Source organism: Acinetobacter sp. AOR41_HL, from assembly GCF_027854645.1.
GTDB lineage: Bacteria > Pseudomonadota > Gammaproteobacteria > Pseudomonadales > Moraxellaceae > Acinetobacter > Acinetobacter nosocomialis.
This window is the reverse complement of the sequence record NZ_JAKTHZ010000037.1, coordinates 24,477-46,220: the sequence shown is the minus strand read 5'-3', so window position 1 is coordinate 46,220 and position 21,744 is coordinate 24,477. Positions and strand designations below refer to the sequence as shown.

The following is a 21,744-nucleotide window of genomic DNA, read 5'->3' as shown; positions in this document are numbered from 1 at the left end:
AGAGTGGTGAATATTTTATATAAAACAGTATTAGTTAATCTTATAAAGTTATTAAAATAAAATAGATTTAAGAAATTTTAATAGTTAGTAAAAAACCGTGTGAATTAAAATAATCCACACGGTTTTAAATATTAAGCAAATCCACCATTTACTCGCACCACTTGCGAATTTACCCAACGTCCATCTGGACCAGCTAGCATGGCAACTACACTGGCAATTTCGTCAGGTGTTCCGATTCGCTCCAATGGAGCAAGTTTTGCAATAGCCCCTACTTGCTCTTCAGTTTTTCCATTATAAAAAAGGTCAGTACCTGTTGGGCCGGGCGCAACTGCATTTACAGTGATATTGCGGCCACGCAGCTCATTTGCTAACACATGTACTAAACCTTCGACACCAGCTTTTGAAGCAATATAGGGGCCATATAAAGGAAAAGATTTGGCAATTACACTGGTTGAAAGCGCAATAATCCGACCACCATCTGGCACCGTTTCGGCCGCATGCGCCAATATTAAAAATGCACCACGTAAATTGGTATGAATCACTGTATCGAAATCTGGCAGGTTTTCAGGTGTAATTTTTGCCATATGCATAATGCCTGCGCTATGAACGACAACATCTAATTGACCGTTAATGGCTTTAGCTTCTTGAAATAAACGTCTCACTTCATGTTCATTTGCAACGTCTGCTTGAATAGCTGAAGCTTGACCACCTTGCTCAATAATGTGTTCTACAGTGGCTTGGGCATGCACTTTATTGCCAGCATAGTTAATAATGACATAAAAACCATCTTGGGCTAAACGTTCTGCAATAGCACGGCCAATACCACGTGATGCGCCAGTAACCAGAGCTGTCTTTTTTGAAATATTCATTTTTAGATTGCCTGTTTGAGTAAGTATGGCTTATTTTAATAATATAGAAATATGGGATAAATCGTTAGAATTGGATAAGATAATTCCATATACATTAATAATAGATAGGGTTAAAAGCGAGCACCATGGATAAATTTGATACCTTGCAACTTTTTACCCGCATCGTAGAATTGGGAAGCTTTAGTCAGGCAGCTGATCAGCTAAATATCCCACGCGCTACAGCAAGTAATGCCATTAAAGAGTTAGAAAATAACTTACAATGCCGTTTATTAGAGCGGACGACTCGGCATGTAAGACCATCACTAGATGGACAGGCATTTTATGAACGCTGTACACAAATATTATCGGAACTCGATGATGCCGAATCATCTTTACGCAATGTAATTGCTCAGCCCCGTGGTTTATTACGTGTCGATTTATCCGGTGCACATGCGACTAAAATTGTTTTACCTAATATTGATCAATTTCACGAGTTGTACCCCGACATTGAACTGGTAATTAGTACGGGAGATCGCTTGGTTGATTTGATTAGGGAAGGGATAGACTGTGTGGTGAGAGCGGGGCGTTTGGATGATTCTACTTTAATTGCTAGACATTTGGTGGATATGCCACAAGTGATTTGTGCAAGTCCTGACTATTTAAATAAACATGGAATGCCAGAGCAACCAGAAGAGTTGTTATCACACTATTGTGTCAATTTCTTTTCGACATCAGGCGGAAGAAACTATCCATTTGAATTGATGGTGAATGGTAAAAAACAAGATTATTTTTTGAAAAGCTGGATCGCGGTAAATGATGCTGAAAACTATGTATTATCTGCCTTACAAGGGGCTGGCTTAATTCAGGTCCCGCGCTACCATGTGGCAAATGAATTAAAAAATGGGCGACTGGTTCAGGTTTTATCTGAGTGGGAAATCCCGAAGATGTCAGTTTCTGCTTTATATCCGCAGCATCGGCAGCTCTCGCCACGCGTACGAGTTTTTGTTGCTTGGCTGAGTGAGTTATATACGGGCTATTTTGCCAACTTTGAATACCCGCAAAAATGAAATATCTTGCGGGTAAGTCAAAAACTGAATGATATTTTTAAGACTGGTTCTGCAATTTATCTTGAGTCTTGGTCTCAAAATCACTCGCATCATGGCGTTCATGCAATTGAGTAGCTAAATCACCAAAAGTACGATTGACTATACGCCCGCGTTGAACCGCAGGGCGCGCTAAAATCGCATCTGCCCAACGTTGAACATTTTTATATTGATCGACACCTAAAAACTCCGCGCCGTTATATACCCAGTTTTTAACAAGACCACCATACCAAGGGAATGCCGCAATATCAGCAATCGAATATTCAGAACCAGCCAAATATTCGTTTTTTGCCAGATGCTGATCTAAAACATCAAGTAAGCGTTTTGTTTCCATGGCAAAGCGGTTAATCGCATATTCAATTTTTAAGGGTGCATAAGCATAAAAATGCCCAAAACCGCCACCTAAGTAAGGTGCACTGCCCATTTGCCAGAATAACCAATTGAGGCATTCAGTACGTGCAGCAATATCAGTCGGAATAAATGCTTTAAATTTTTCAGCCAAGTAAAGCAAAATTGAGCCAGACTCAAACACTCTTAATGGCGGGTTTTGGCTATGGTCAACCAATGCCGGAATTTTAGAGTTTGGATTAATGTCTACAAAGCCACTGCCAAATTGCTGTCCTTCTCCGATTTTAATCAGCCAAGCATCATATTCAGCATCTTTATGTCCTAACGCTAAAAGCTCTTCAAGCAAAATAGTGACTTTTTGACCATTAGGCGTTGCTAAAGAGTAGAGCTGGAGCGGATGTTTTCCTACTGGAAGTGTATGTTCGTAACGAGCACCTGAGGTAGGTTGGTTTAAATCGGTTTTTTCTCCAGTCCATTGCCAAACTTGTGGAGGAATATAGTTTGAATCACTCATTTTTTATCTCATGTTTGGTGTAAATATAAGGGTTTAGTTATGTCGCAAGGCAAGCCATTTTTGTACGCTCGGACGTTGCCATTGCTGTAATGCATAGGTTTTTAAATGCTCTGGTACAGCATCACCATTTTGAATAAGGCGTTGCAACATCAGGGCAAGTTCAGCATCCACAATACTCCATGAACCAAAAAGAAATTTGGCATCAGACGCAAGAAGTTTTTCTGCAACAAAGAAAAGTTTCTCCGCTGCTTTTTTGCCTTCTTCTGAAAGTGGAGTGGACTTGGGCTGAATAAAAATGACATCGGTTGGACGTTCTGTTCTTAGTGCCACTAAATCTGATCGAAGCCATGCTTGAATTTGACGTGCTCTTGCACGTGCTTGAATATCTTTTGGATAAATAGCTGTGTCTGGATAGAGCTCTTCGAGATATTCCAAAATGGCAGAAGATTCTGATAAGGCAAAATCGTTATGCTCAAGTACAGGCACTTTGGCAGTTAATGACTTTTCTACATAAGATTTTTCTAACTGTCCTTGCTGGCCTAAGTTGATGGTCGCTATTTCAAATGGAATTTGTTTTTCATGTAGCCCTACAAAAACAGTAAACGCATAGGGACTTAGAAATTGTGAATCTGTGTATAGCTTAAAATGCTCGTTATTCATTGTTATTGTCCATGTCATAAAACAATCGGATCTAGTCTAAGTGAGCTAAGCCAAGATTGGGTAGTTTTTTTGTGGAAAAGCTTTATTGGTTTTTGAACTAAGCTATTTCAGTGGTCAGCGTTAAGGCTTAACGTGCTGAAAATGCTCACGAACAATATTAAGCCAAGCTTGTACCGCTGGTGAGACTGGAAGATTCTTTTTCCAAGCCATGACTAAGTGCCACTGAATATTTGGTTTTTCGAGTGGTACCGCTGCAAATAAACTAGGGTCAAGCATGTCGGTATAATATTGAGGGAGAAGCGCAATCCCCATACGTTGTAACACCATATCTGCCAAAAGATGCCATTGGCTGGTACGGCAAGCAATAGTTGGATAAAAACCATGCTGCTTACAAGCATCGAGAATAATACTGTTCAAAGAAAAATTTTCAGGAAACATTAAAAATGATTGGTGTTGTAATTCTTCTAGATTTATTTTTTTGCGGGTTGCCCAAGTTGCATCACGACGTAAAAGTACCATTAAAGGGTAGTTACATAACTCGATGCTATTAAAAGTTTGTTCATCAAAAGGCTGTAATAAAACGCCCACGTCTAGCTCGTTATTGAGTAAAGCCTGTTCAATACCGCGTGAACCTACTTCCATAAAAGCTAATTCAATAGCTGGCCATTGGCGATGAAAGTCAAACAGGACTGTTGTTAGGAGCTGGGAACCTAAAGGTGGAACGCCAAGTTTTAAAGTACCTGTTTTTAATTGTTGATAGTTTTCTATTTCAAGAAAGATGTTTTGCTCTGCCTGAAGAAGTTCGACCGCATGTTGATAAATACGCTCTCCAATTTCAGTTAATTCAATTTGTCTTTTCCGTCCATGATCGGGTTTGACCAAAAGTTGTACCTGAAGCTGCTCTTCGAGTTGTTGTAATATTTTACTAATGGTGGGCTGAGTCAGATATAACTCTTCAGCAGTACGGGTAAAACTTTTAGTTTTTACCAGTGTAATGAAGCACTGTAATGATTTTAGAGAAAGCATAATAAAGAATAGATTATTCCATTTTGGAATAATATTAACATGAATAATTCATATTTAGCAGCTTTAACCAAGATAGCATAATAGTGTAGTTAACCATTTAATTTCGAAAAATGAGTACTGAATCTGCTTCTGGAACACCCTTACAACCATCACTGTTCGTGTTAGTTAAACAAATTCTCATTTTGGCTGGATTTTGGTGGATCGGATATCTCTTACATCAAAAACTCGGCGTCCCTGTCTCGGCGGGTATTTTAGGTATGTTTTTATTGCTTTTATGTCTGTTCTTTCAAATTATCAAAATGGATCAGGTGGCAATGGGAGCAACTGTGGTTTTAGGTGAGCTATTACTGTTTTTCGTGCCCGTTGTAGTTGCCGTAGTTCAGTATAAAACGCTGTTTATGACCGAAGGATGGCAAATTGTCTTGAGTATTGCCATTGGGACTATTTTAGTCATGCTAAGTACTTCGCTGACTATTCACTATTACAATCGTTTAAAAGCTTATTTACAAGCTCGAAAACGTCTTCAACATAAGCATATCTAGAGAGCAAAACGACATGAATATTTGGTCAATTCTTTGTCTCATCTGGACTTTGGTTGCCTATGTGGTGGCAAAGCGAATCTATCAGAAAAATCCAAAACTTTGGTTATCACCCGCAATTAGTGTGCCTGTACTCACCATTATTTTGATGACGATTTTTGGAATTTCATATCAAACTTATGCAGAAGATACGCAGTGGATTGTTAATTTGTTAGGACCAGCAACGGTTGCTTTCGCTGTACCGATTTATCGCTATCGGGAAACAATTCGTAAAAACCTTGGGGTCCTTTCGATTGCGATTATTGTGGGGATGAGTGTAGGTGTGATGTCTGCCTATGAAATGGCGCAGTGGTTCCACTTTAGCCCTGAAGTGACCAACAGTTTGATGGCACGTTCTATTTCAACACCATTTGCCATGATTCTAGCGGAAGATATTCATGGTTCGGCAGCATTGGTTTCACTATTTACCGTTATTACCGGTTTGGTTGGTATGATTTGCGGCGATGCGATTTTAGCGATTACTAAAATCCGTTCTAATGTAGCAAATGGAGCTGCCTTTGGTAATGCAGCACATGGTTTTGGTACAGTTAGAGCACAGCAGCGCAATAGTGAAGAAGGTGTGATTGCCAGTTTGACTATGGTCATTGCAGGTATTTTAATGGTGCTGATTGGGCCATTTGCGATTCATCTATGGTTGATGTTGTAAGCTTGGATTAAGACGGCTTGTCATGTTGTTGAATAATCTTTGATAGTTTTTTGATGGCTTGTCTCATCAGTTCAGGTTCAAAATCGCCTAAGCCAACAATTAAACCCGGACGTTGTTGTTCTTTTGAAAATGTTGGTGAAATTGCTTTAACGGCAATACCTGCATCGACTGCCGAACTTGCAACGTCAATATCATTAATATGATGAGCAAGCCATAACACCATATGCATGCCTTGATCACCCGGCTGTAACCAAGCCAGTTCTTGAGGTATATGTTTTTCAATCAAGCCAATAATGTATTGCCGAACTTCCGCATAAACATGTCGAGTACGTCGAATATGTCGTTCTAAATGACCTTCTTGAATAAAAGCAGCCAAAACGTGTTGGTCGGCAGCAGGCGGGTGTCTATCAATTAAGACTCTAAGCCCACAAAAAGGAGCTACCAGTTCTTTAGGCAACACTGCATAGCCAAGTCTAAGTGATGGAAATAGCACTTTGCTAAAAGTACCCAGATAAATGACTTGGTCGGGTGCCATGCCTTGTAAAGATGGGAAGGGCTGACCGTTATAACGAAGTTCACTGTCATAGTCATCTTCAATGATCCATGCATTTTGTTGTTTTGCCCAAGCCAATAAAGCTGTGCGTCTTGCTAGACTCATTGGCATGCCAAGTGGATATTGGTGAGATGGTGTCACAAAAGCAGCACGCGCATGTTTTGAAAGTTTAATCCCAGTTTCAACTTGAATACCTTCTTCATCGACAGGAACACGCACCGTACGGATATTTTTTACGGCATGTTCAAAAATGGCTGTAGTACCACGATAAGCCGGATCTTCTATCCAGACTTCATCTTTCGCTTCAAATAAAATCTGGCTGCAAATATAAAGTGCCTGTTGAATACCAGGTGTAATCACGATTTGTTCAGGTTCACAGTGTACAGAGCGGGATCGACGTACATAATCTGCTATAGCGATTCTTAATGATAATACCCCTTGAGGTTCACCATAACCTGATGGAACACCAGCACCCCGAGATCTAAATTTATTACCAAACTTACGCCAAATATCACTCGGTTGAGTACGAGCAATCGGAACAGACACTGCAAAAGGGGCATGAGGAAGGGGTTTAAACTCTTTGAGTACCTCGGCATAACAAAGAGCTGATTTGGTTAAAGGGATTGAGCTAGAAATTGTTTCTTTCTGGGAAGATTCCAATACAGTTTTTTTAGTTAAAGCATGAGATACATAAGTGCCAGTTCGGGCTTGTGAAGAAAAAACACCTTCAGCGAGAAGTTGATCATACGCTTCAATAACGGTTCCGCGAGCGACTTCAAGTGTTTGAGCCAGCTCACGCGAAGATGGTAAAGGGTCGCCGGGTTGTAAATCACCACTTTGTACAGCCTCACGCAAAGCTTGAGTTAATTGAGCACTTATCTTTCCTTGGCTTTTATCAATCTTTGCAATCGACGGAAGTTCAACAACTTTTGCCATTCTTGCCATAATTCTGGTCTACTTAAAAAAATACAAAGTGGTTCTTTTTAATAAACCACATAAACCAGAAAATTTACAACACAAAATATAAATAACCCTGAGATTTACAGTGAGGTTTTGAGCCATGTATATCCCCGATGATTATGCAGAAAACCGTTTGGATGTATTGCATTCTCTTATTACAGAATATCCGTTTGGTGTGCTTTTTACTCATGGAAGCAATGGATTAGATGCAAATCATCTTCCTTTTGAACTTCAGAAAAATGAAGGGAAGTTTGGCGCTCTACATGCGCATGTGTCTCGAGTGAATCCTGTCTGGCATAACATTAAAAATGGAGATGAGGTGTTGGTCGTGTTCCAAGCCGGTGATGCTTATATTTCACCAAACTGGTACCCATCCAAACATGAACAGCACAGACAAGTGCCGACGTGGAATTATAGGGTTGTGCATGCTCATGGCAAAGTAACAGTTCACGATGATGAACGTTATGTTCGCGGTGTGGTGGCTCGTTTAACCCGTAGCCATGAAGCTTCTCAACCTCAACCTTGGAAAATGTCAGATGCACCAAAGGACTATCTTGAACCGATGTTAAAGGCAATTGTGGGAATAGAAATTGAAATTACTAAGCTGCAAGGCCAATTAAAATTGGGGCAAAACAAAGAACGTCGAGACATTTTAGGTGCGGCAGATGGCCTATCAAAATCTGGTCAACAAACCATAGCAGACGCTATGTATAGTGTGGCTGATTTAAATAAATAACTTTGGAAATATAAAAGCTTAATATTAATGGAGGAGATAAAGATGGCTTGGATTACACCTGTTGAGTTGGTAGGCGAACACGTTATTTTAAAGCCGCTAGATGTCACTCAAGCTGAATCACTGGCAGAGGCCGTTTGCGATGGGGAACTCTATAACCTTTGGTATACCCGTGTGCCAAGACCTGAACAGATGACTGCTGAAATTGAAAGACGTCTTGGTTTACAAAAATCTGGTTCTATGTTGCCTTTTTATATTGAAGACCGAAAAACGGGACGAGCGCTGGGCATGACAACTTTAATGCATATTGAAGAAGCGCATCGCCGTGTCGAAATTGGTTCGACGTGGTACCGCAAATCTGCACAGCGTACACCTGTCAATACTGAATGTAAAAAACTACTGTTAGCTCATGCATTTGAGACTTTAAACTGTATTGCGGTTGAGTTACGCACATCTTCTTTAAATGTTCAAAGTCAAGCCGCGATTGTACGCTTAGGTGCAAAGCTCGATGGTGTGCTAAGAAGCCATCAAATTGTGAAAGATGATATTTTACGGGACACTCACGTTTATAGCATTTTAAAACATGAGTGGCCTGCGGTTCGCCAAAATCTGGAATGGATGTTGAATAAACCGCGATAGAAAAGATTTAAACAAACTGCTTTTCTCTTTTTTGGCTTAGCCAAAAGAGAGAAGCTGCGGTAATCGTTAACCTGAAGTTAATAACAACTCATCTAGGTTGATTGATCGGAAGTTCATAAAGCGTTTTTATAGATTCAGAACAAAACTGCGATCTATAGGTAAGTACATGGAAGGATCAGTTCAGAATAAAGAACGGTTATGGACAAAGCGGCGTCATGCCAAACAACTAAAACTAGAGATGGCAAACCAATATACCGATGGTGTAGTTATTCCAACTCAAGACATTATTAAAGTTTTAGAAACCTTAATTACACCGGGTGACAAAGTTGTACTCGAAGGAAATAACCAAAAGCAGGCAGATTTTTTATCGCGTTCTTTGGCACAAACCAACCCAGATATTTTGCATGATTTACATATGATCATGCCAAGTGTGGGACGTTCGGAACATCTCGATCTGTTTGAAAAAGGCATTGCGCGTAAGCTCGATTTTTCTTTTGCTGGCCCACAAAGTTTACGTATTAGCCAGTTAATTGAAGATGGACTGTTAGAGATTGGGGCTATCCACACTTATATTGAATTGTATTCACGTTTGGTGGTTGACCTCATTCCAAATGTCGTGCTCTCGGCGGGTTTTATGGCAGACCGTCAAGGCAATATTTATACAGGTCCGAGTACCGAAGATTCTCCAGCACTTATTGAACCTGCGGCGTTTAGTGACGGTATTGTTATTGTTCAGGTCAATGAACTGGTCGATGACGTTTCAGAGTTACCACGTGTCGATATTCCGGCTTCTTGGGTTGATTATGTGGTGGTTGCAGACCAGCCATTTTATATCGAACCCTTATTTACTCGTGACCCGAAACACATCAAGCCAGTGCATGTGCTTATGGCCATGATGGCTATTCGCGGAATTTATGAAAAGCATAATGTTCAATCGTTAAACCATGGCATTGGTTTTAACACTGCTGCAATTGAACTGATTTTACCGACCTATGGTGAGTCTTTAGGTTTAAAAGGAAAAATTTGCCGAAATTGGACACTGAATCCGCATCCAACCTTGATTCCAGCCATTGAAACAGGTTGGGTAGAAAGCGTGCATTGTTTTGGTACCGAACTCGGTATGGAAAAATATGTTGCTGCTCGACCTGATGTTTTCTTTACAGGTCGTGATGGCGCTTTACGTTCCAACCGTATGATGTGTCAGCTTGCAGGGCAATACGCTGTTGATCTATTTATTGGCGCAACTTTGCAAGTTGATGGCATGGGCCATTCTTCGACTGTTACCAAAGGCCGTTTAGCTGGTTTCGGTGGTGCACCAAACATGGGGCATGATCCGCGTGGTCGTCGTCACGATACACCTGCATGGCTAGATATGCGTTTGCAAGTTGCCAATGAAACTGAAACCTATTTGGCACGTGGTAAAAAGTTAGTTGTACAAATGGTGGAAACCTTCCAAGAGGGGGGTAAGCCAACTTTTGTAGATCGTCTCGATGCGATTGATGTGGCTAAAACAGCAGGCTTACCTTTAGCACCGATCATGATTTATGGCGATGATGTCACTCACTTACTCACCGAAGAAGGAATTGCTTATCTATATAAAGCAAGCAGCCAAGAAGAACGTCAAGCCATGATTGCTGCGGTAGCAGGTGTGACCAGTATTGGTTTAACTCAAGATCCGAAAACAACTGCACGTTTAAGACGTGAAGGTTTGGTGGTATTCCCTGAAGATTTAGGTATTCGCCGCACCGATGCCACACGTGAGCTTTTAGCGGCGAAAAATATTGCTGACTTGGTGACATGGTCAGATGGTTTATATCAACCACCTGCAAAATTCAGGAGTTGGTAATGACGACACAAGTTAAATATCAAACGCTCAGCGATAGTCAGCTTTTGGCAGGTTTAGCAGTAGAAGCTTTGATTGATGAAGTGAATCTGACACCAAAACCAGCTTTGGTAGATCGCCGTGGCAGTGGTGCACACATTGACCTAAATTTGGAGTTAATGGAACGCTCTGCAAGAAGTTTAGGGCCGATGTTCGATGCAATGACCCAAGCTGCAAAGCATCATGGAAAAGTTTGTTTGGCCTTGCGTGAAGACATTGGAGAAATTGGCCGCCAAGGTGAAAAGACCATGATGTTGGCAACAAATGGCGTCAACACCCACCGCGGTGCAATTTGGGCATTAGGGTTAATGGTTACGGCAACAGCAGTAGCACACACGAATCAACAGTACTTATCGGCTGTTGAGCTATGCCAGTTAGCAGGCCAGATTGCCCAGCTTGAAGATCGCTTTATTCCAAAACAGGCTTTAAGTCATGGTCAACAAGTACAGAAAAAATTAGGCATCTTAGGTGCCAAAGAACAGGCACAACAAGGTTTTCCAACGATTGTGAATTTTGGTTTAAAGCAGCTTTATCAAAGTCGTAGTAAACCCATGAAAGAAGAGTTCGCTCGTTTAGATGCATTACTTGCCATGATGACGGACCTGACCGATACCTGCGTGCTTTATCGCTCGGGAACTTCAGGTTTAAAGCGTATGCAACATGGTGCTCAGCAAGTACTCGATTTAGGTGGCAGCTCAAGCTTGGAAGGTCGACGTGCTTTGCATCTTTTAGAGATTGATCTGCTTCGGATGAAAGCCTCTGCTGGTGGTGCCGCAGATTTGTTGGCAGCAACACTATTTATAGATCGTGTTGAGCAGACATCTGTCAAAAAATAAAGAGGGATTTTGATTATGGAAACACTTCATTTTGAATTTGTGGCGACAAAGCCACCTGTAAAAAAAGCATTAGTAGGATGTGTTGGCTCGGGTGATTTAGAAATTTTGATGGAACCTGGTGAAACAGGCAAAGCTTCTATTCAAGTGGTGACTTCGGTAGACGGCAGTGCGGCGCGTTGGCACAATCTTTTTGAACGGATTTTTACTGCGCAAATACCGCCAGCGGTCAATATTGATATCCATGATTTTGGTGCAACTCCCGGTGTCGTTCGCTTACGTCTGGAACAAGCATTGGAGGAGATTGCTCATGACTGATATTCAAAGCTTGTTAAATAAACAAGATTTTATTGAACTCAGCGCAAGAGACCGCGCCAAAGCATTATTAGATGAAGGGACTTTTCGAGAGTTACTCGACCCATTTGCACGTGTTATGTCACCTTGGTTGGTTCAGCAAAATATTGTGCCGCAAGCCGATGATGGCGTGGTGATTGCAAAAGGATCTATTCAAGAACGCCCAGTAGTTTTAATTTCAATTGAAGGTTTATTTCAAGGTGGCAGTTTAGGCGAGGTGGGCGGTGCCAAAATTGCGGGAGCCTTAGAGCTTGCAGTTGAAGACAACCTGAAAGGCATTCCAACAGCAGCAATCTTACTTTTAGAAACAGGCGGCGTTCGTTTACAAGAAGCAAATCTGGGCTTGGCTGCAATTGCTGAAATTCAGGCTGCAATTGTGAACTTACGTCAGTATCAACCTGTGATTGCAGTAGTTGCAGGCAGTGTAGGGTGCTTCGGCGGAATGTCAATTGCGGCTGGACTATGTAGCTATATTGTAATGACACAAGAAGGACGTTTAGGCTTAAATGGTCCCCAAGTGATAGAACAAGAAGCTGGTGTACAAGAATATAACGCCAAAGATCGTCCATTTATATGGAGTATTACGGGTGGTAATCAGCGTTTCGCGAGTGGTTTGGTAGATGCTTATGTAGATGATGATCGCCAGAAAATTCGTCAGCAGGTTATCGATTATTTAGCTCAAGGTGTGCCTCAGCAGCACCGTAGTTCAAATTACTCATTCTATTTGGAAAAGCTACAACAAGTTGATACTGCTGAGCAGATTACCCCAGCACAAGTTCAAGCTTTGTATCAAGGAGAGCAAGCATGAATATCGCCGTTGATACATTAAAAGCATCTACTCGTGGTGCGCATTGGTTTAAAGCACTCACGCAGGGTTTTAAGACAGTTGAAGGTTTTCCAGCTTCTGTTTGGGTAGCTGATGGTCAGATCGATCAGCAAGCGGTGCGCGTGATTACCGTTGTGCAAGATACCAATAATCTGTTCCCACGAGCAAGACAAGGGGAAGTTGGACTCTTGGAAGGCTGGAGCTTGGCAAAAGCAGTTGATGACGTGATTCAAGCCGATGCAAAGGCTGAAACTAAACGCGGTATTTTATGTCTGGTTGATGTCCCAAGTCAGGCGTATGGGCGCCGTGAAGAATTATTAGGCATTCATCAAGCTTTAGCGGGAGCAGTAGATAGCTATGCTAGAGCCAGATTGGCAGGTCATCCAATTGTGAGCTTATTGGTTGGTAAGTCTATGTCGGGTGCTTTCTTGGCGCATGGATACCAAGCCAATCGTATTATTGCCTTAAAAGATTCAGGTGTTATGGTGCATGCAATGGGTAAAGAATCTGCTGCACGCGTTACCTTACGATCAGTTGATGAGTTAGAGCAATTGGCATCAAGCATTCCACCAATGGCTTATGACATTGAAAGTTATGCCACGCTTGGTTTGTTATCTGAACTGTTATCTGTTGAAAACCCTGAACAACCGACAAATGATGATCTTTTGTTAGCGAAGCAGGTGATTGCTCAAACGTTTAAAGAAATTAATGCTGATCAATCTAAAGGACTGGAACAAAGACTTCACGGCCAAAACCGTCAAATGTCTAAAAAAGTCCGTGAATTATTGCGTGAGCAATGGTCATGAAACTTAAGCTCGAAGCCCATGATTTACTATGGGGTATGACGGTCGATTGCTTGGCCGATGATGCCCCACTTTGGGTGAAAGAGGTGTTACTACGCGGTGATCCCGTTGTAGTTCGACGGGAAATTACTCCTGAAGATCAGGTGGCTGTGGGTATAAGAGGACAATTTCGCTCTCAACGATATGCAGCGCAAATGCCACGATCAGCAATCGGCAAACAGCTTAAGCCAGAAGCGCTGACTCGCGTAGATACGCAACAGTTTGAGCACTTGGCAGAACGTTTACAGAGCATTTCCAGCATCATGAAAAATTTTTCAGGATGTTGGGGATATACAGGAAGTTTCGGGTTTGAACTGGCAACGGGCATTAAAACAGTAACCCCGCAAAGTGACATAGATCTGTTGATTCGAGCTGAACAATCTTTTGCCAAAAAGCAGGCGATTGAACTACTCGAAAATTTTCACCAAGCCGGGCTCAATGTGGATATACAGCTTCAACTTCCACAAGGTGGTTTGGCGTTAAAAGAATGGGCAAGAAATAGCGGAAAAGTTCTATTGAAACGACCTAATGGTGCTGTTTTAGTAGAAAACCCATGGAATTAGGGAACAGATATCATGGCTTCAATTTGGGTCTATCCGGGTCAAGGTGTGCAACGAAGCAATATGTTGCACGATTTACCTCAAACCGCTCTAGTCAAAGAATACCTTGAGCGTGCGTCGGATGCACTCAAAGAAGATGTCTTGATGCTGGACAGTTCTGCTTCATTACAGTCGACACGCTCAGTACAGCTGTGTTTACTTATTTTAGGTGTAGTGAGTTCTGCACTATTAAGTGCGGAAAACTTAACACCAGATTATGTTGCAGGTTTATCAATTGGCGCATGGTCAGCGGCGGTTGTAGCGGGAGTTTTATCCTATGAAGATGCCATTCGTTTAGTTGCCTATCGCGGTGAACTCATGCAAAACGCCTATCCGGTTGGCTATGGTATGACCGCCTTGATTGGTGCAGATCGTTCAGTAGTAGAAGTATGGGTGAAACAAGTTTATGAAATAACGCCAGAGGTGTTTGTCGCAAATATTAATGCACATAACCAGATCGTTATTTCAGGAAGTTTTGAAGCCATGAACCAAGTTGCTATTTTGGCAAAGCAACAAGGTGTGGTGGCAAAAAAATTAGATGTATCGGTGCCATCGCACTGTGAATTATTAAGTCAGCAAGCAAAGCAACTTGCAGCATCTATGAAGGGAGTCACTTTAAATCAACCTAAAATTCGATATTTAAGTGGTTCAACGGCTCGTACACTTAGCAGGCCAGAACAGATTAGAGATGACTTAGCTTTTAACATGAGTCGAACTGTAGATTGGGAAAGTACCATCCAAGCTGCATGGGAGCGAGGTGTAAGGTTGCAGATCGAAGCTTTACCGGGAACGGTGCTTACTACACTTGCACGTCGAACATTTAAAGAAGGAACTGTATTGTCATTTCAGGGAACACGTTTAGACAGCATTCAATTGGCAATGCAAAACGAAAATAAAGCTTCTTTGTAATTACAATACAAATTAAAAATTGAGTAATAACCCAAGGATATGAGGGATTTACAATGATTATTTATGGAACAGCAATATTAGCGATCTGCCATTTATTAGGCGACTATCTTGGTAACACCTTAGGCATGTTATTAGGTGTTAAAGCAAATGTCGGTGGCGTTGCTATTTCAATGATTCTCTTAATTTTGTCTAAAGAATTGTTGGCAAGAAAAGGTTACTTACCTCAAGTCACACAATTTGGCGTTTTATATTGGTCTGGTATGTATATTCCAATCGTTGTTGCGATGTCGGCAGGTCAAAATGTCGTTGCAGCTTTATCAGGTGGCATGTTAGGGCTAATTGTCTCTATTGCATCGTTAATTGGCACGGTTTTAGTCATCCGTTATTTAAATAGAATTAGTGGCGACTATGAAACTTATGAATGGACGTTAGAAAGTAAGGAAAAAATAGCCTAAGCAAATATAAACTACAAAAAGTTCAATCAAAAAGGAATTAAATGATGGACGCTATAATTGCTGTGTTATCAAAAAATGCATTAGTTACTGCTCTTGCCGTAACGGGTTTAATGATGTTTGTTTCCCATCTTCTCTCAAAATATTTGACGAAGGGAAAACTACAAAGCTCTGCAATCGCGATTACTTTAGGTTTGGTTGTTGCTTACTTTGCAGGGGTTTATACCCAAGGAACCAAAGGTGTTTCTGACATCGCTATTTTTTCTGGTTTTGCGCTGTTGGGCGGAGCCATGATTCGTGATTTGGCTATTGCTTCAACTGCATTTGAAGTTGATGTGAAAGAAGTGAAGAAAGCAGGCAAAATTGGTCTAATTGCATTAATGCTTGGTTGCGTTGTGCCTTTTGCAATCGGGGTTCTGGTTGCATGGGGCATGGGGTATCGAGATCCCATTTCTATGACAACGATCGGTGCAGGCGCAATGACTTATATTGTTGGTCCGATTACAGGAACCGCAATTGGCGCAAGCTCTGATGTGATCGCACTTTCTATTGCGATTGGATTAATCAAGTCAGTTTTCTTTATGGTAGGGACGCCACTGCTTGCGAAATTTATGTATTTAAAAAGTCCACGCTCTGCCATGGTCTTTGGCGGTTTGGCAGGAACAACCAGTGGCACCGCAGCAGGCCTAGCTGGCACTGATGTTCGATTGGTACCTTATGGCGCTTTAGTTGCAACCTTTTATACAGGACTAGGGTGCTTACTTGGACCTTCTGTCTTCTTCTTAACGGTTAATGCGATTTTTGGATAAATTTTTGAAAATCCTATAACGGCAACTGATTATTCTTTAATAAGTTGCCGATATCTATCTTTTAAAGTTAGACGCAAACATACGACATTCAGCAATGAGAGCAAGTAAGTTTGGATCGCGCTCTTTACTTTTTAAAAAGACCAGACCAATTTCTTGTTGCATGTGGTATTGCTGTTTTAGTGGAATAAGTTTGACCGAACTTTCATAGACGGCAGAAATACGACCGGGTAATAGAGCAAAACCTACCCCTGAGCTGACCATACTAATGAGGGTAAAAATATCATTGACCTGTAAAGCAACTTTAGGTGAAAAACCAGCTTTTTTAAAAATGATGTCACTGTCGTTATGAGTTGCAAAACCCTTGGTTAAAGTTAAAAAAGTTTCTTCTTTTAAAAGGCTTAAATCAATATCTTTAAACTCAGCATATTTAGAGTCTTTATTGACTGCCAGAAAGATATCGTCTGAAAACATTGGTAAAATTTCAAAGTCATCATCTTGAGTGGTTTCATTTAAAGCCACAATAATCGCATCAAGCTCCGTGGCTTTAAGCTTTTTCACCAAATCCTGATTTGAACTGAGTAATAGTTGAATATCAAGCTCACTACGTCTGAGCTTAAGACCGCTAATTACATTTGGAATGGTGTTTACCGTTAAAGAATAAAGAGAACCTAAATGTAAAACCTTAGCTGCAAAGCCTGCAGCTTCTCTAGTTTTATTTACGGTGATAAAAATGTCTTGTACGATTTTTTGCGCCCGCTCTTCAAATACATAAGCACTTTTTAAAGGAATGAGGTTACGGCCTTCATTTTTAAAAAGAGGGCAACGTAAAGCGCTTTCTAACGAATGTAATGCCTTGTGAACACTGACATTACTGAGCTGCATTTCTGCCGCGGTTTTAGACAAATTACCACAGCGCATAAAAGCTAAAAAAATCTGTATTTTTTTAAGAGTCAGTTCTTCATCTATTTCCATCTTAATTCCTTGAACCTGTTTCCCTTAAAACTATAGATTTGAGCTATAAAGTTACCACAAAATAAAGTCTATAAAATTGTGCTTAGGTCGAACCATATCTTTATAAACTTGCTTCAACTTTTTGTAGAATAGTTTTGATGACTTGATCTAAAGCAACTTGAATTTTTTCGTTCCACTCAAAAGAACAATTGATTCTTAAATAATGCTGCTGTGCGGGTAAAACACTAAAGAGTGGGCTTGGCGCAACACCAATGTCTTGTTGGATGAGTTCTTCATAAATTTGCATGCTATCAATCTTATGAGGCAATTTAACCCATAGAAAATAACCGCTTGGATAATAATAAATCTCGCAACTCGGTGGCAGATGTTGCTTCAAATAGTGGTAAAACTGCTTTTTATAACGTTCAAGTGAAAGTCTAAGTGTGCGCAAATGCTTTTCATAATGATGATGAGACAAGAACTCAACCAGTGCATTTTGAATGAGTGCATTCACTGAAATAGTACTCATAAGCTGCAAGTGTTGGATATGGTCCGAAAATTTACCCGCATAGACCCAACCTACCCGAAAACCTGCCCCTAAAGTTTTAGAAAATGAAGAGCAGTGCAGTACCAGATTTTGTTGGTCAAAGTACTTCATCGAAAGTGGTTTATGCCCGCCATAATAAAGCTCTTCATACACATCATCTTCAACTAAGTAAATCTGATGTTCATGAAGTAGTTTGGCAATTTTATATTTAATCTCATCACTGACCGTAAATCCAATCGGGTTATGGGTATTCAGCATGAGCCAACACACCTTGATAGGATATGTTTGAATAACTTGCTCAAAAGCTTCTAAATCAAAACCATATTGAGGATGTTCGGGAATGGTAATGACCTTAAGTCCTAAACGTTCAGCAGCCTGCCAAGCACCGTAAAACACGGTTTGTTGCAATAAAATATAGTCGCCCGGTTTGGCTACTGCTTGTAAAGAAAGATTGAGCGCATCTAATCCTCCTGATGTAATGACAATGTCACCTGGATCGGTCTGTATGCCTTGCATACAGTAGCGCTGAGCAATCAGTTTTCTTAACGCTAAATTACCGGGAGGTAGGCTTGCTGTCTGGTCATAGCTTTGTCTTTGCCGTGCAAGTTGTCCCATAATTTGAATAAGTTTGGGAGCAGCTAAAAGCTGACTATCTGGAAAAGCTGAACCAAAAGGTACGACAGATTCATGTTGAATTGACTTTAGGTATTTAAAAACTAATGAGTTAATTTCGATTTTAGAGTTTAGTGAAACAACTGAATATTGCTCGAGTGGCTTTAGTGCAATTTGCTCGGCAACGAAGTAGCCAGACTTTTCCTTTGAATAGATCAGCCCTTGTGATTCAAGTTCTTGATAAGCATTCATCACAGTCATTAAGCTAAAACCAGAACGTTGGACCTGATCTCTTAATGAAGGTAATTTCTCATGTGCACTTAAAGTACCACTTTCAATAAGTTGGCGAATGCTATGCGCGAGTTGTTCTGATTTATACATGTATGAGCTGCACGAAAGAATAAAATAAAAGATGCACTGAACCCATAATAAATGCCGCTTGTAGAATCTACAAACGGCATTTGTTTATAAAGATGGGTTTTTACTTTAAGTAAGGGGCTGCATAAATCAATATCACTTTAAACAAACCTGCAATCACAGCTAAGGCTAAAAAACCACCAAGCCATAACAGAATAAACCATTGGGTTTGACTGAGTTTAACTGACGACTTTTTCATAACACCCTCGGACCTTAATGATAACCTTCATCACCTACACGAACTTTGTCACGGAATACCCAGTAAGACACAACCGTATAAGTAATAATGATTGGAATCAGAATAAGTGCACCCACTAAAGCAAACATCTGGCTGGAATGAGGCGCTGCCGCTTGCCAAATCGTAACTGATGGTGGAATGATATTTGGCCATAAGCTAATTACAAAACCAGTAAAGGCAAGGAAGACCAATGCCAAGGTATATATAAATGGTTTGTGGTCCTGCTGCTTTTTACATGCCGATAAAATCAGGCCAACAAACAATAAGACCAAAATAGGCACTGGGCTAAAATAGAACAGATTTGGTAAAGAGAACCAGCGATCTGCAATTTCAGGGTGTGTTAAAGGTGTATATAAGCTAACGGCACCAAAGATAATGAGCAGCGCAATAATTAACTTTGGCATAAGCTCATACATACGTTGCTGCAAGCCTTTTTCAGTTTTCAAAATGAGCCAACCACAGCCTAAAGTGGCATACATCGCAACTACACCAATACCTGTGAAAATGGAGAATGCAGTAAGCCAGTCAAAAGGACCACCGGCAAAAATACCATTTTCCGTTTTAATCCCTTGAATATAGGCCCCTAAAATAATTCCTTGGAGGAAGCTCGTTAAAACTGAACCCCAAATAAAAGCTAAGTCCCAAAGATGTTTGGTTCGATGAGCTTTGAAACGGAATTCAAAAGCAACCCCACGGAAAATCAAGGCAATCACCATGAAAATAATGGGCAGGTAGAGCGCAGATAAAACTGTTGAATAGACTAGAGGGAAGGCTGCATACAGGCCAGCACCTCCGAGTACCATCCAAGTTTCATTGCCATCCCAGACAGGAGCAACGGTATTCATCATCACGTCACGTTCTTGGCTATTCTTAATGAAGGGAAACATAATGCCGATTCCTAAGTCAAAGCCATCCATGACCACGTAAATTAAAACACCTAAACCGATAATACCGACCCATATTAAAGAAAGATCAATCATGACGGTTCTCCCCAGAGTTTTGTTTGCTGTCAATATTTTCATCGACTGCACTAAGTGGACGCATCGGTGTTTTGAAGTGACCTACGCCACCTGTTTCCATATTTGGTGTGTCGATAAATACAGGGCCTTTATTAATGAGTTTTAAGGTGTAGTAGATACCACTACCGAAAACGATGGTGTAAACCACAACAAAAATAAAAAGACTTAGACCCACCTGATCTGCCGAAACAGTATGCGATAAACCATCTTTGGTGCGCATAATGCCGTATACCACCCAAGGTTGACGGCCTACTTCGGTAGTAATCCACCCAGCCAGCATTGCGACATAACCTGCAGGCCCCATCACTACAGCAAATTTATGAAACCATGATGTTTCATAGAGTTTTCCACTTTTACGCAGCCAAAGAGCAATAAGTGACAAGGTGACCATAAGAACGCCAAGTCCTACCATGACTCGGAAACTCCAGAAAATAATGGTCGAGTTTGGACGGTCTTCAGGTGCGAATTCTTTTAAGCCTGTCACTTGCCCATCTAAACTGTGAGTCAAAATTAAGCTACCCAAATATGGAACACCCACTTCAAAGTGATTTCGTTCTTCTTTCATATCTGGAATGGCAAATAACAGTAATGGCATTGGCTCGTTATGATTGGTTTCCCAGTGACCTTCCATTGCAGCAAGTTTGGCAGGTTGATGCTCACGAGTATTTAAACCATGGTTATCGCCAATTACTACTTGTAAACAAGAAGTCACCAGTACCATCCATAAACCCATCGAGAATGATTTTTTAACCAATTCATCACGACGACCTTTTACCAAGTGCCAAGCAGATGTTCCCACCACTAATAAAGATGAAACCAAGAAGGCAGCAGCACCCATGTGTGCAAAGCGGTAAGGGAAGGACGGGTTGAAGACAATAGCTAGCCAGTCTTTTGGCACAATAATGCCATTTTCGATGGCAAAACCTTGCGGTGTTTGCATCCAGCTATTAGACGATAAAATCCAGAACATTGAAATACATGTTCCGATGGCAACCATAAGCGTTGCGAAGAAATGGGCTCTAGGACCAACACGGCCCCAGCCAAACAGCATAATGCCTAAGAAACCTGCTTCTAAGAAGAAGGCACTTAACACTTCATAGGTAAGTAAAGGACCAGTAATACTTCCGGCTACTCGTGAAAATTCACTCCAGTTAGTACCAAACTGATAGCTCATTACGACACCGGAAACCACTCCCATACCAAACGCAACAGCAAAGATCTTAATCCAGTATTTAAATAGATCTTTATAAATTGGGTTTTGCGTTCTTAACCATTTCCATTCTAAAACTGCTAAAAAGCAGGCAAGTCCGATGGATGTGGCCGGAAAAATAATATGGAAGGATACTGTGAAAGCAAATTGTATTCGCGCTAATTCTAGAGCGGTTAGACCGAGGCTCATAAACTTTCCCCCTGTGAACTAGCTGATGATGATTGAATGAGTTAAATACTTATTTTCAGGCAAAAAAGTACTCTGGCGATTAAACTTACTTCTGTGATAAATGTTCTTAGCAAGTAAAATGCCAACAGGGTAAAGCAATATAATTGCTTGATATTTCAATAGAATAGGGCGATTGATTGTTTTCAATCTGTTAGCAAAGTTTATGCTTGATGTTGCATTTGTAAAAATGCATGTTGCATTGAAACATTGATGAAATATCTGGCGATATGCAATAGATCGTCTCATGAAAACTACCTACCTTAAGAAGTTTTCTTAATCATGCACTCGCTCTATTTGTATATGTAGATACAGAAATTTTTTATAAAACTATAACAGTTCAGTATGGTTTCGAAGGTGTGCTATAGTTTTTTTTCAATCATCTGTAGC

The 21,744-nt window shown here is 40.8% G+C and carries 23 protein-coding genes and 1 pseudogene; 14 read left to right on the top strand and 10 right to left on the bottom strand.

From position 1 onward, the window contains the following. Nucleotides 1-131: 131 nt before the first annotated feature. Complete coding sequence (locus MKL35_RS14300; RefSeq protein ID WP_032011858.1) at nt 132-869, bottom strand: SDR family oxidoreductase; 738 nt, start codon at nt 867-869, stop codon at nt 132-134. Between the two features lie 125 nt (nt 870-994). On the opposite strand from MKL35_RS14300, the gene MKL35_RS14295 reads away from it, so the two are divergent. Next, nucleotides 995-1,915: a LysR family transcriptional regulator gene (locus MKL35_RS14295; RefSeq protein WP_106479430.1), complete on the top strand. Its 921-nt coding sequence runs from the start codon at nt 995-997 to the stop codon at nt 1,913-1,915. Between the two features lie 37 nt (nt 1,916-1,952). Here MKL35_RS14295 and yghU read toward each other — a convergent pair whose 3' ends face one another. The 3 genes from yghU to MKL35_RS14280 form a co-directional block, all read right to left on the bottom strand. Then, nucleotides 1,953-2,813 carry a glutathione-dependent disulfide-bond oxidoreductase gene (yghU, locus tag MKL35_RS14290; RefSeq protein WP_270913934.1) on the bottom strand — a complete coding sequence of 287 codons (861 nt, stop codon included), beginning with the start codon at nt 2,811-2,813 and terminating at the stop codon, nt 1,953-1,955. Between the two features lie 33 nt (nt 2,814-2,846). Beyond that, nucleotides 2,847-3,473 carry a glutathione transferase gene (gene yfcF, locus MKL35_RS14285; protein WP_032011861.1) on the bottom strand — a complete coding sequence of 209 codons (627 nt, stop codon included), beginning with the start codon at nt 3,471-3,473 and terminating at the stop codon, nt 2,847-2,849. Nucleotides 3,474-3,593: 120 nt separating this feature from the next. Beyond that, on the bottom strand, nt 3,594-4,499 hold the full coding sequence (locus tag MKL35_RS14280; protein ID WP_016804791.1) for a LysR family transcriptional regulator: 906 nt from the start codon (nt 4,497-4,499) through the stop codon (nt 3,594-3,596). A gap of 110 nt (nt 4,500-4,609) precedes the next feature. Here MKL35_RS14280 and MKL35_RS14275 point away from each other — a divergent pair, with 110 nt between their 5' ends. Then, a complete protein-coding gene (locus tag MKL35_RS14275) occupies nt 4,610-5,041 on the top strand; it encodes a CidA/LrgA family protein (RefSeq protein WP_016804792.1) in 432 nt (143 codons plus the stop codon). A 13-nt stretch (nt 5,042-5,054) separates the two neighbouring features. Next, the gene (locus MKL35_RS14270) at nt 5,055-5,744 is read left to right on the top strand and encodes an LrgB family protein (protein WP_004887631.1); all 690 of its coding nucleotides are present in this window, start codon (nt 5,055-5,057) and stop codon (nt 5,742-5,744) included. A gap of 7 nt (nt 5,745-5,751) precedes the next feature. Here MKL35_RS14270 and pdxR read toward each other — a convergent pair whose 3' ends face one another. Further along, complete coding sequence (pdxR, locus tag MKL35_RS14265; protein ID WP_032011863.1) at nt 5,752-7,242, bottom strand: MocR-like pyridoxine biosynthesis transcription factor PdxR; 1,491 nt, start codon at nt 7,240-7,242, stop codon at nt 5,752-5,754. Nucleotides 7,243-7,357: 115 nt separating this feature from the next. Here pdxR and MKL35_RS14260 point away from each other — a divergent pair, with 115 nt between their 5' ends. The 11 genes and pseudogenes from MKL35_RS14260 to madM all read left to right on the top strand — a co-directional run bounded on the left by MKL35_RS14260 (nt 7,358) and on the right by madM (nt 16,135). Further along, the gene (locus MKL35_RS14260; protein ID WP_270913933.1) at nt 7,358-7,993 is read left to right on the top strand and encodes an FMN-binding negative transcriptional regulator; all 636 of its coding nucleotides are present in this window, start codon (nt 7,358-7,360) and stop codon (nt 7,991-7,993) included. A 42-nt stretch (nt 7,994-8,035) separates the two neighbouring features. Further along, complete coding sequence (locus MKL35_RS14255; protein WP_017392935.1) at nt 8,036-8,629, top strand: GNAT family N-acetyltransferase; 594 nt, start codon at nt 8,036-8,038, stop codon at nt 8,627-8,629. A 166-nt stretch (nt 8,630-8,795) separates the two neighbouring features. Further along, on the top strand, nt 8,796-10,475 hold the full coding sequence (gene mdcA / locus MKL35_RS14250) for a malonate decarboxylase subunit alpha (RefSeq protein WP_032011865.1): 1,680 nt from the start codon (nt 8,796-8,798) through the stop codon (nt 10,473-10,475). Continuing rightward, nucleotides 10,475-11,360 (top strand): annotated as a pseudogene (locus tag MKL35_RS14245) (triphosphoribosyl-dephospho-CoA synthase). Before mdcA ends, MKL35_RS14245 begins: the two are co-directional and overlap by 1 nt. Nucleotides 11,361-11,362: 2 nt before the next feature. Continuing rightward, complete coding sequence (locus MKL35_RS14240) at nt 11,363-11,662, top strand: malonate decarboxylase subunit delta (RefSeq protein WP_032011867.1); 300 nt, start codon at nt 11,363-11,365, stop codon at nt 11,660-11,662. Then, entirely contained in the window at nt 11,655-12,506 is an 852-nt protein-coding gene (locus MKL35_RS14235; RefSeq protein WP_032011868.1) for a biotin-independent malonate decarboxylase subunit beta, read from the top strand. The genes MKL35_RS14240 and MKL35_RS14235 overlap by 8 nt, the downstream gene beginning before the upstream one ends. Then, complete coding sequence (gene mdcE / locus MKL35_RS14230) at nt 12,503-13,330, top strand: biotin-independent malonate decarboxylase subunit gamma (RefSeq protein ID WP_032011869.1); 828 nt, start codon at nt 12,503-12,505, stop codon at nt 13,328-13,330. Before MKL35_RS14235 ends, mdcE begins: the two co-directional genes overlap by 4 nt. Next, a complete protein-coding gene (locus tag MKL35_RS14225; protein WP_068791441.1) occupies nt 13,321-13,929 on the top strand; it encodes a malonate decarboxylase holo-ACP synthase in 609 nt (202 codons plus the stop codon). Before mdcE ends, MKL35_RS14225 begins: the two co-directional genes overlap by 10 nt. Nucleotides 13,930-13,941: 12 nt before the next feature. Beyond that, a complete protein-coding gene (gene mdcH, locus MKL35_RS14220; RefSeq protein ID WP_032011871.1) occupies nt 13,942-14,874 on the top strand; it encodes a malonate decarboxylase subunit epsilon in 933 nt (310 codons plus the stop codon). A 53-nt stretch (nt 14,875-14,927) separates the two neighbouring features. Then, nucleotides 14,928-15,329, top strand: a complete 402-nt coding sequence (gene madL, locus MKL35_RS14215; RefSeq protein ID WP_000587899.1) for a malonate transporter subunit MadL — start codon at nt 14,928-14,930, stop codon at nt 15,327-15,329. Between the two features lie 44 nt (nt 15,330-15,373). Continuing rightward, nucleotides 15,374-16,135: a malonate transporter subunit MadM gene (gene madM, locus MKL35_RS14210; protein WP_002133212.1), complete on the top strand. Its 762-nt coding sequence runs from the start codon at nt 15,374-15,376 to the stop codon at nt 16,133-16,135. Between the two features lie 54 nt (nt 16,136-16,189). Here madM and MKL35_RS14205 read toward each other — a convergent pair whose 3' ends face one another. From MKL35_RS14205 to MKL35_RS14185, 5 genes are all read right to left on the bottom strand, one after another. Next, entirely contained in the window at nt 16,190-17,107 is a 918-nt protein-coding gene (locus MKL35_RS14205; protein WP_000401807.1) for a LysR family transcriptional regulator, read from the bottom strand. 100 nt (nt 17,108-17,207) lie between these two features. Beyond that, complete coding sequence (locus MKL35_RS14200) at nt 17,208-18,626, bottom strand: aminotransferase-like domain-containing protein (protein WP_032011872.1); 1,419 nt, start codon at nt 18,624-18,626, stop codon at nt 17,208-17,210. 100 nt (nt 18,627-18,726) lie between these two features. Continuing rightward, the gene (locus MKL35_RS14195; RefSeq protein ID WP_000749814.1) at nt 18,727-18,861 is read right to left on the bottom strand and encodes a hypothetical protein; all 135 of its coding nucleotides are present in this window, start codon (nt 18,859-18,861) and stop codon (nt 18,727-18,729) included. A 14-nt stretch (nt 18,862-18,875) separates the two neighbouring features. Further along, the gene (cydB, locus tag MKL35_RS14190; protein WP_002049414.1) at nt 18,876-19,880 is read right to left on the bottom strand and encodes a cytochrome d ubiquinol oxidase subunit II; all 1,005 of its coding nucleotides are present in this window, start codon (nt 19,878-19,880) and stop codon (nt 18,876-18,878) included. Then, nucleotides 19,873-21,318 carry a cytochrome ubiquinol oxidase subunit I gene (locus MKL35_RS14185; RefSeq protein WP_004709299.1) on the bottom strand — a complete coding sequence of 482 codons (1,446 nt, stop codon included), beginning with the start codon at nt 21,316-21,318 and terminating at the stop codon, nt 19,873-19,875. The genes cydB and MKL35_RS14185 overlap by 8 nt, the downstream gene beginning before the upstream one ends. Nucleotides 21,319-21,744 lie beyond the last annotated feature (426 nt).

Bases quoted from the DNA above. Each gene is read 5' to 3' on its own strand.
- MKL35_RS14255 (WP_017392935.1), top strand. From the start codon at position 8,036: ATGGCTTGGATTACACCTGTTGAGTTGGTAGGCGAACACGTTATTTTA.
- MKL35_RS14235 (WP_032011868.1), top strand. From the start codon at position 11,655: ATGACTGATATTCAAAGCTTGTTAAATAAACAAGATTTTATTGAACTC.
- MKL35_RS14270 (WP_004887631.1), top strand. From the start codon at position 5,055: ATGAATATTTGGTCAATTCTTTGTCTCATCTGGACTTTGGTTGCCTAT.
- MKL35_RS14260 (WP_270913933.1), top strand. From the start codon at position 7,358: ATGTATATCCCCGATGATTATGCAGAAAACCGTTTGGATGTATTGCAT.
- MKL35_RS14205 (WP_000401807.1), bottom strand. From the start codon at position 17,107: ATGGAAATAGATGAAGAACTGACTCTTAAAAAAATACAGATTTTTTTA.
- madL (WP_000587899.1), top strand. From the start codon at position 14,928: ATGATTATTTATGGAACAGCAATATTAGCGATCTGCCATTTATTAGGC.
- pdxR (WP_032011863.1), bottom strand. From the start codon at position 7,242: ATGGCAAGAATGGCAAAAGTTGTTGAACTTCCGTCGATTGCAAAGATT.
- mdcA (WP_032011865.1), top strand. From the start codon at position 8,796: ATGGAAGGATCAGTTCAGAATAAAGAACGGTTATGGACAAAGCGGCGT.
- yfcF (WP_032011861.1), bottom strand. From the start codon at position 3,473: ATGAATAACGAGCATTTTAAGCTATACACAGATTCACAATTTCTAAGT.
- madM (WP_002133212.1), top strand. From the start codon at position 15,374: ATGGACGCTATAATTGCTGTGTTATCAAAAAATGCATTAGTTACTGCT.
- MKL35_RS14280 (WP_016804791.1), bottom strand. From the start codon at position 4,499: ATGCTTTCTCTAAAATCATTACAGTGCTTCATTACACTGGTAAAAACT.
- mdcE (WP_032011869.1), top strand. From the start codon at position 12,503: ATGAATATCGCCGTTGATACATTAAAAGCATCTACTCGTGGTGCGCAT.
- MKL35_RS14240 (WP_032011867.1), top strand. From the start codon at position 11,363: ATGGAAACACTTCATTTTGAATTTGTGGCGACAAAGCCACCTGTAAAA.
- cydB (WP_002049414.1), bottom strand. From the start codon at position 19,880: ATGATTGATCTTTCTTTAATATGGGTCGGTATTATCGGTTTAGGTGTT.
- MKL35_RS14225 (WP_068791441.1), top strand. From the start codon at position 13,321: ATGGTCATGAAACTTAAGCTCGAAGCCCATGATTTACTATGGGGTATG.
- MKL35_RS14295 (WP_106479430.1), top strand. From the start codon at position 995: ATGGATAAATTTGATACCTTGCAACTTTTTACCCGCATCGTAGAATTG.
- mdcH (WP_032011871.1), top strand. From the start codon at position 13,942: ATGGCTTCAATTTGGGTCTATCCGGGTCAAGGTGTGCAACGAAGCAAT.
- MKL35_RS14195 (WP_000749814.1), bottom strand. From the start codon at position 18,861: ATGAAAAAGTCGTCAGTTAAACTCAGTCAAACCCAATGGTTTATTCTG.
- MKL35_RS14185 (WP_004709299.1), bottom strand. From the start codon at position 21,318: ATGAGCCTCGGTCTAACCGCTCTAGAATTAGCGCGAATACAATTTGCT.
- MKL35_RS14200 (WP_032011872.1), bottom strand. From the start codon at position 18,626: ATGTATAAATCAGAACAACTCGCGCATAGCATTCGCCAACTTATTGAA.
- MKL35_RS14300 (WP_032011858.1), bottom strand. From the start codon at position 869: ATGAATATTTCAAAAAAGACAGCTCTGGTTACTGGCGCATCACGTGGT.
- yghU (WP_270913934.1), bottom strand. From the start codon at position 2,813: ATGAGTGATTCAAACTATATTCCTCCACAAGTTTGGCAATGGACTGGA.
- MKL35_RS14275 (WP_016804792.1), top strand. From the start codon at position 4,610: ATGAGTACTGAATCTGCTTCTGGAACACCCTTACAACCATCACTGTTC.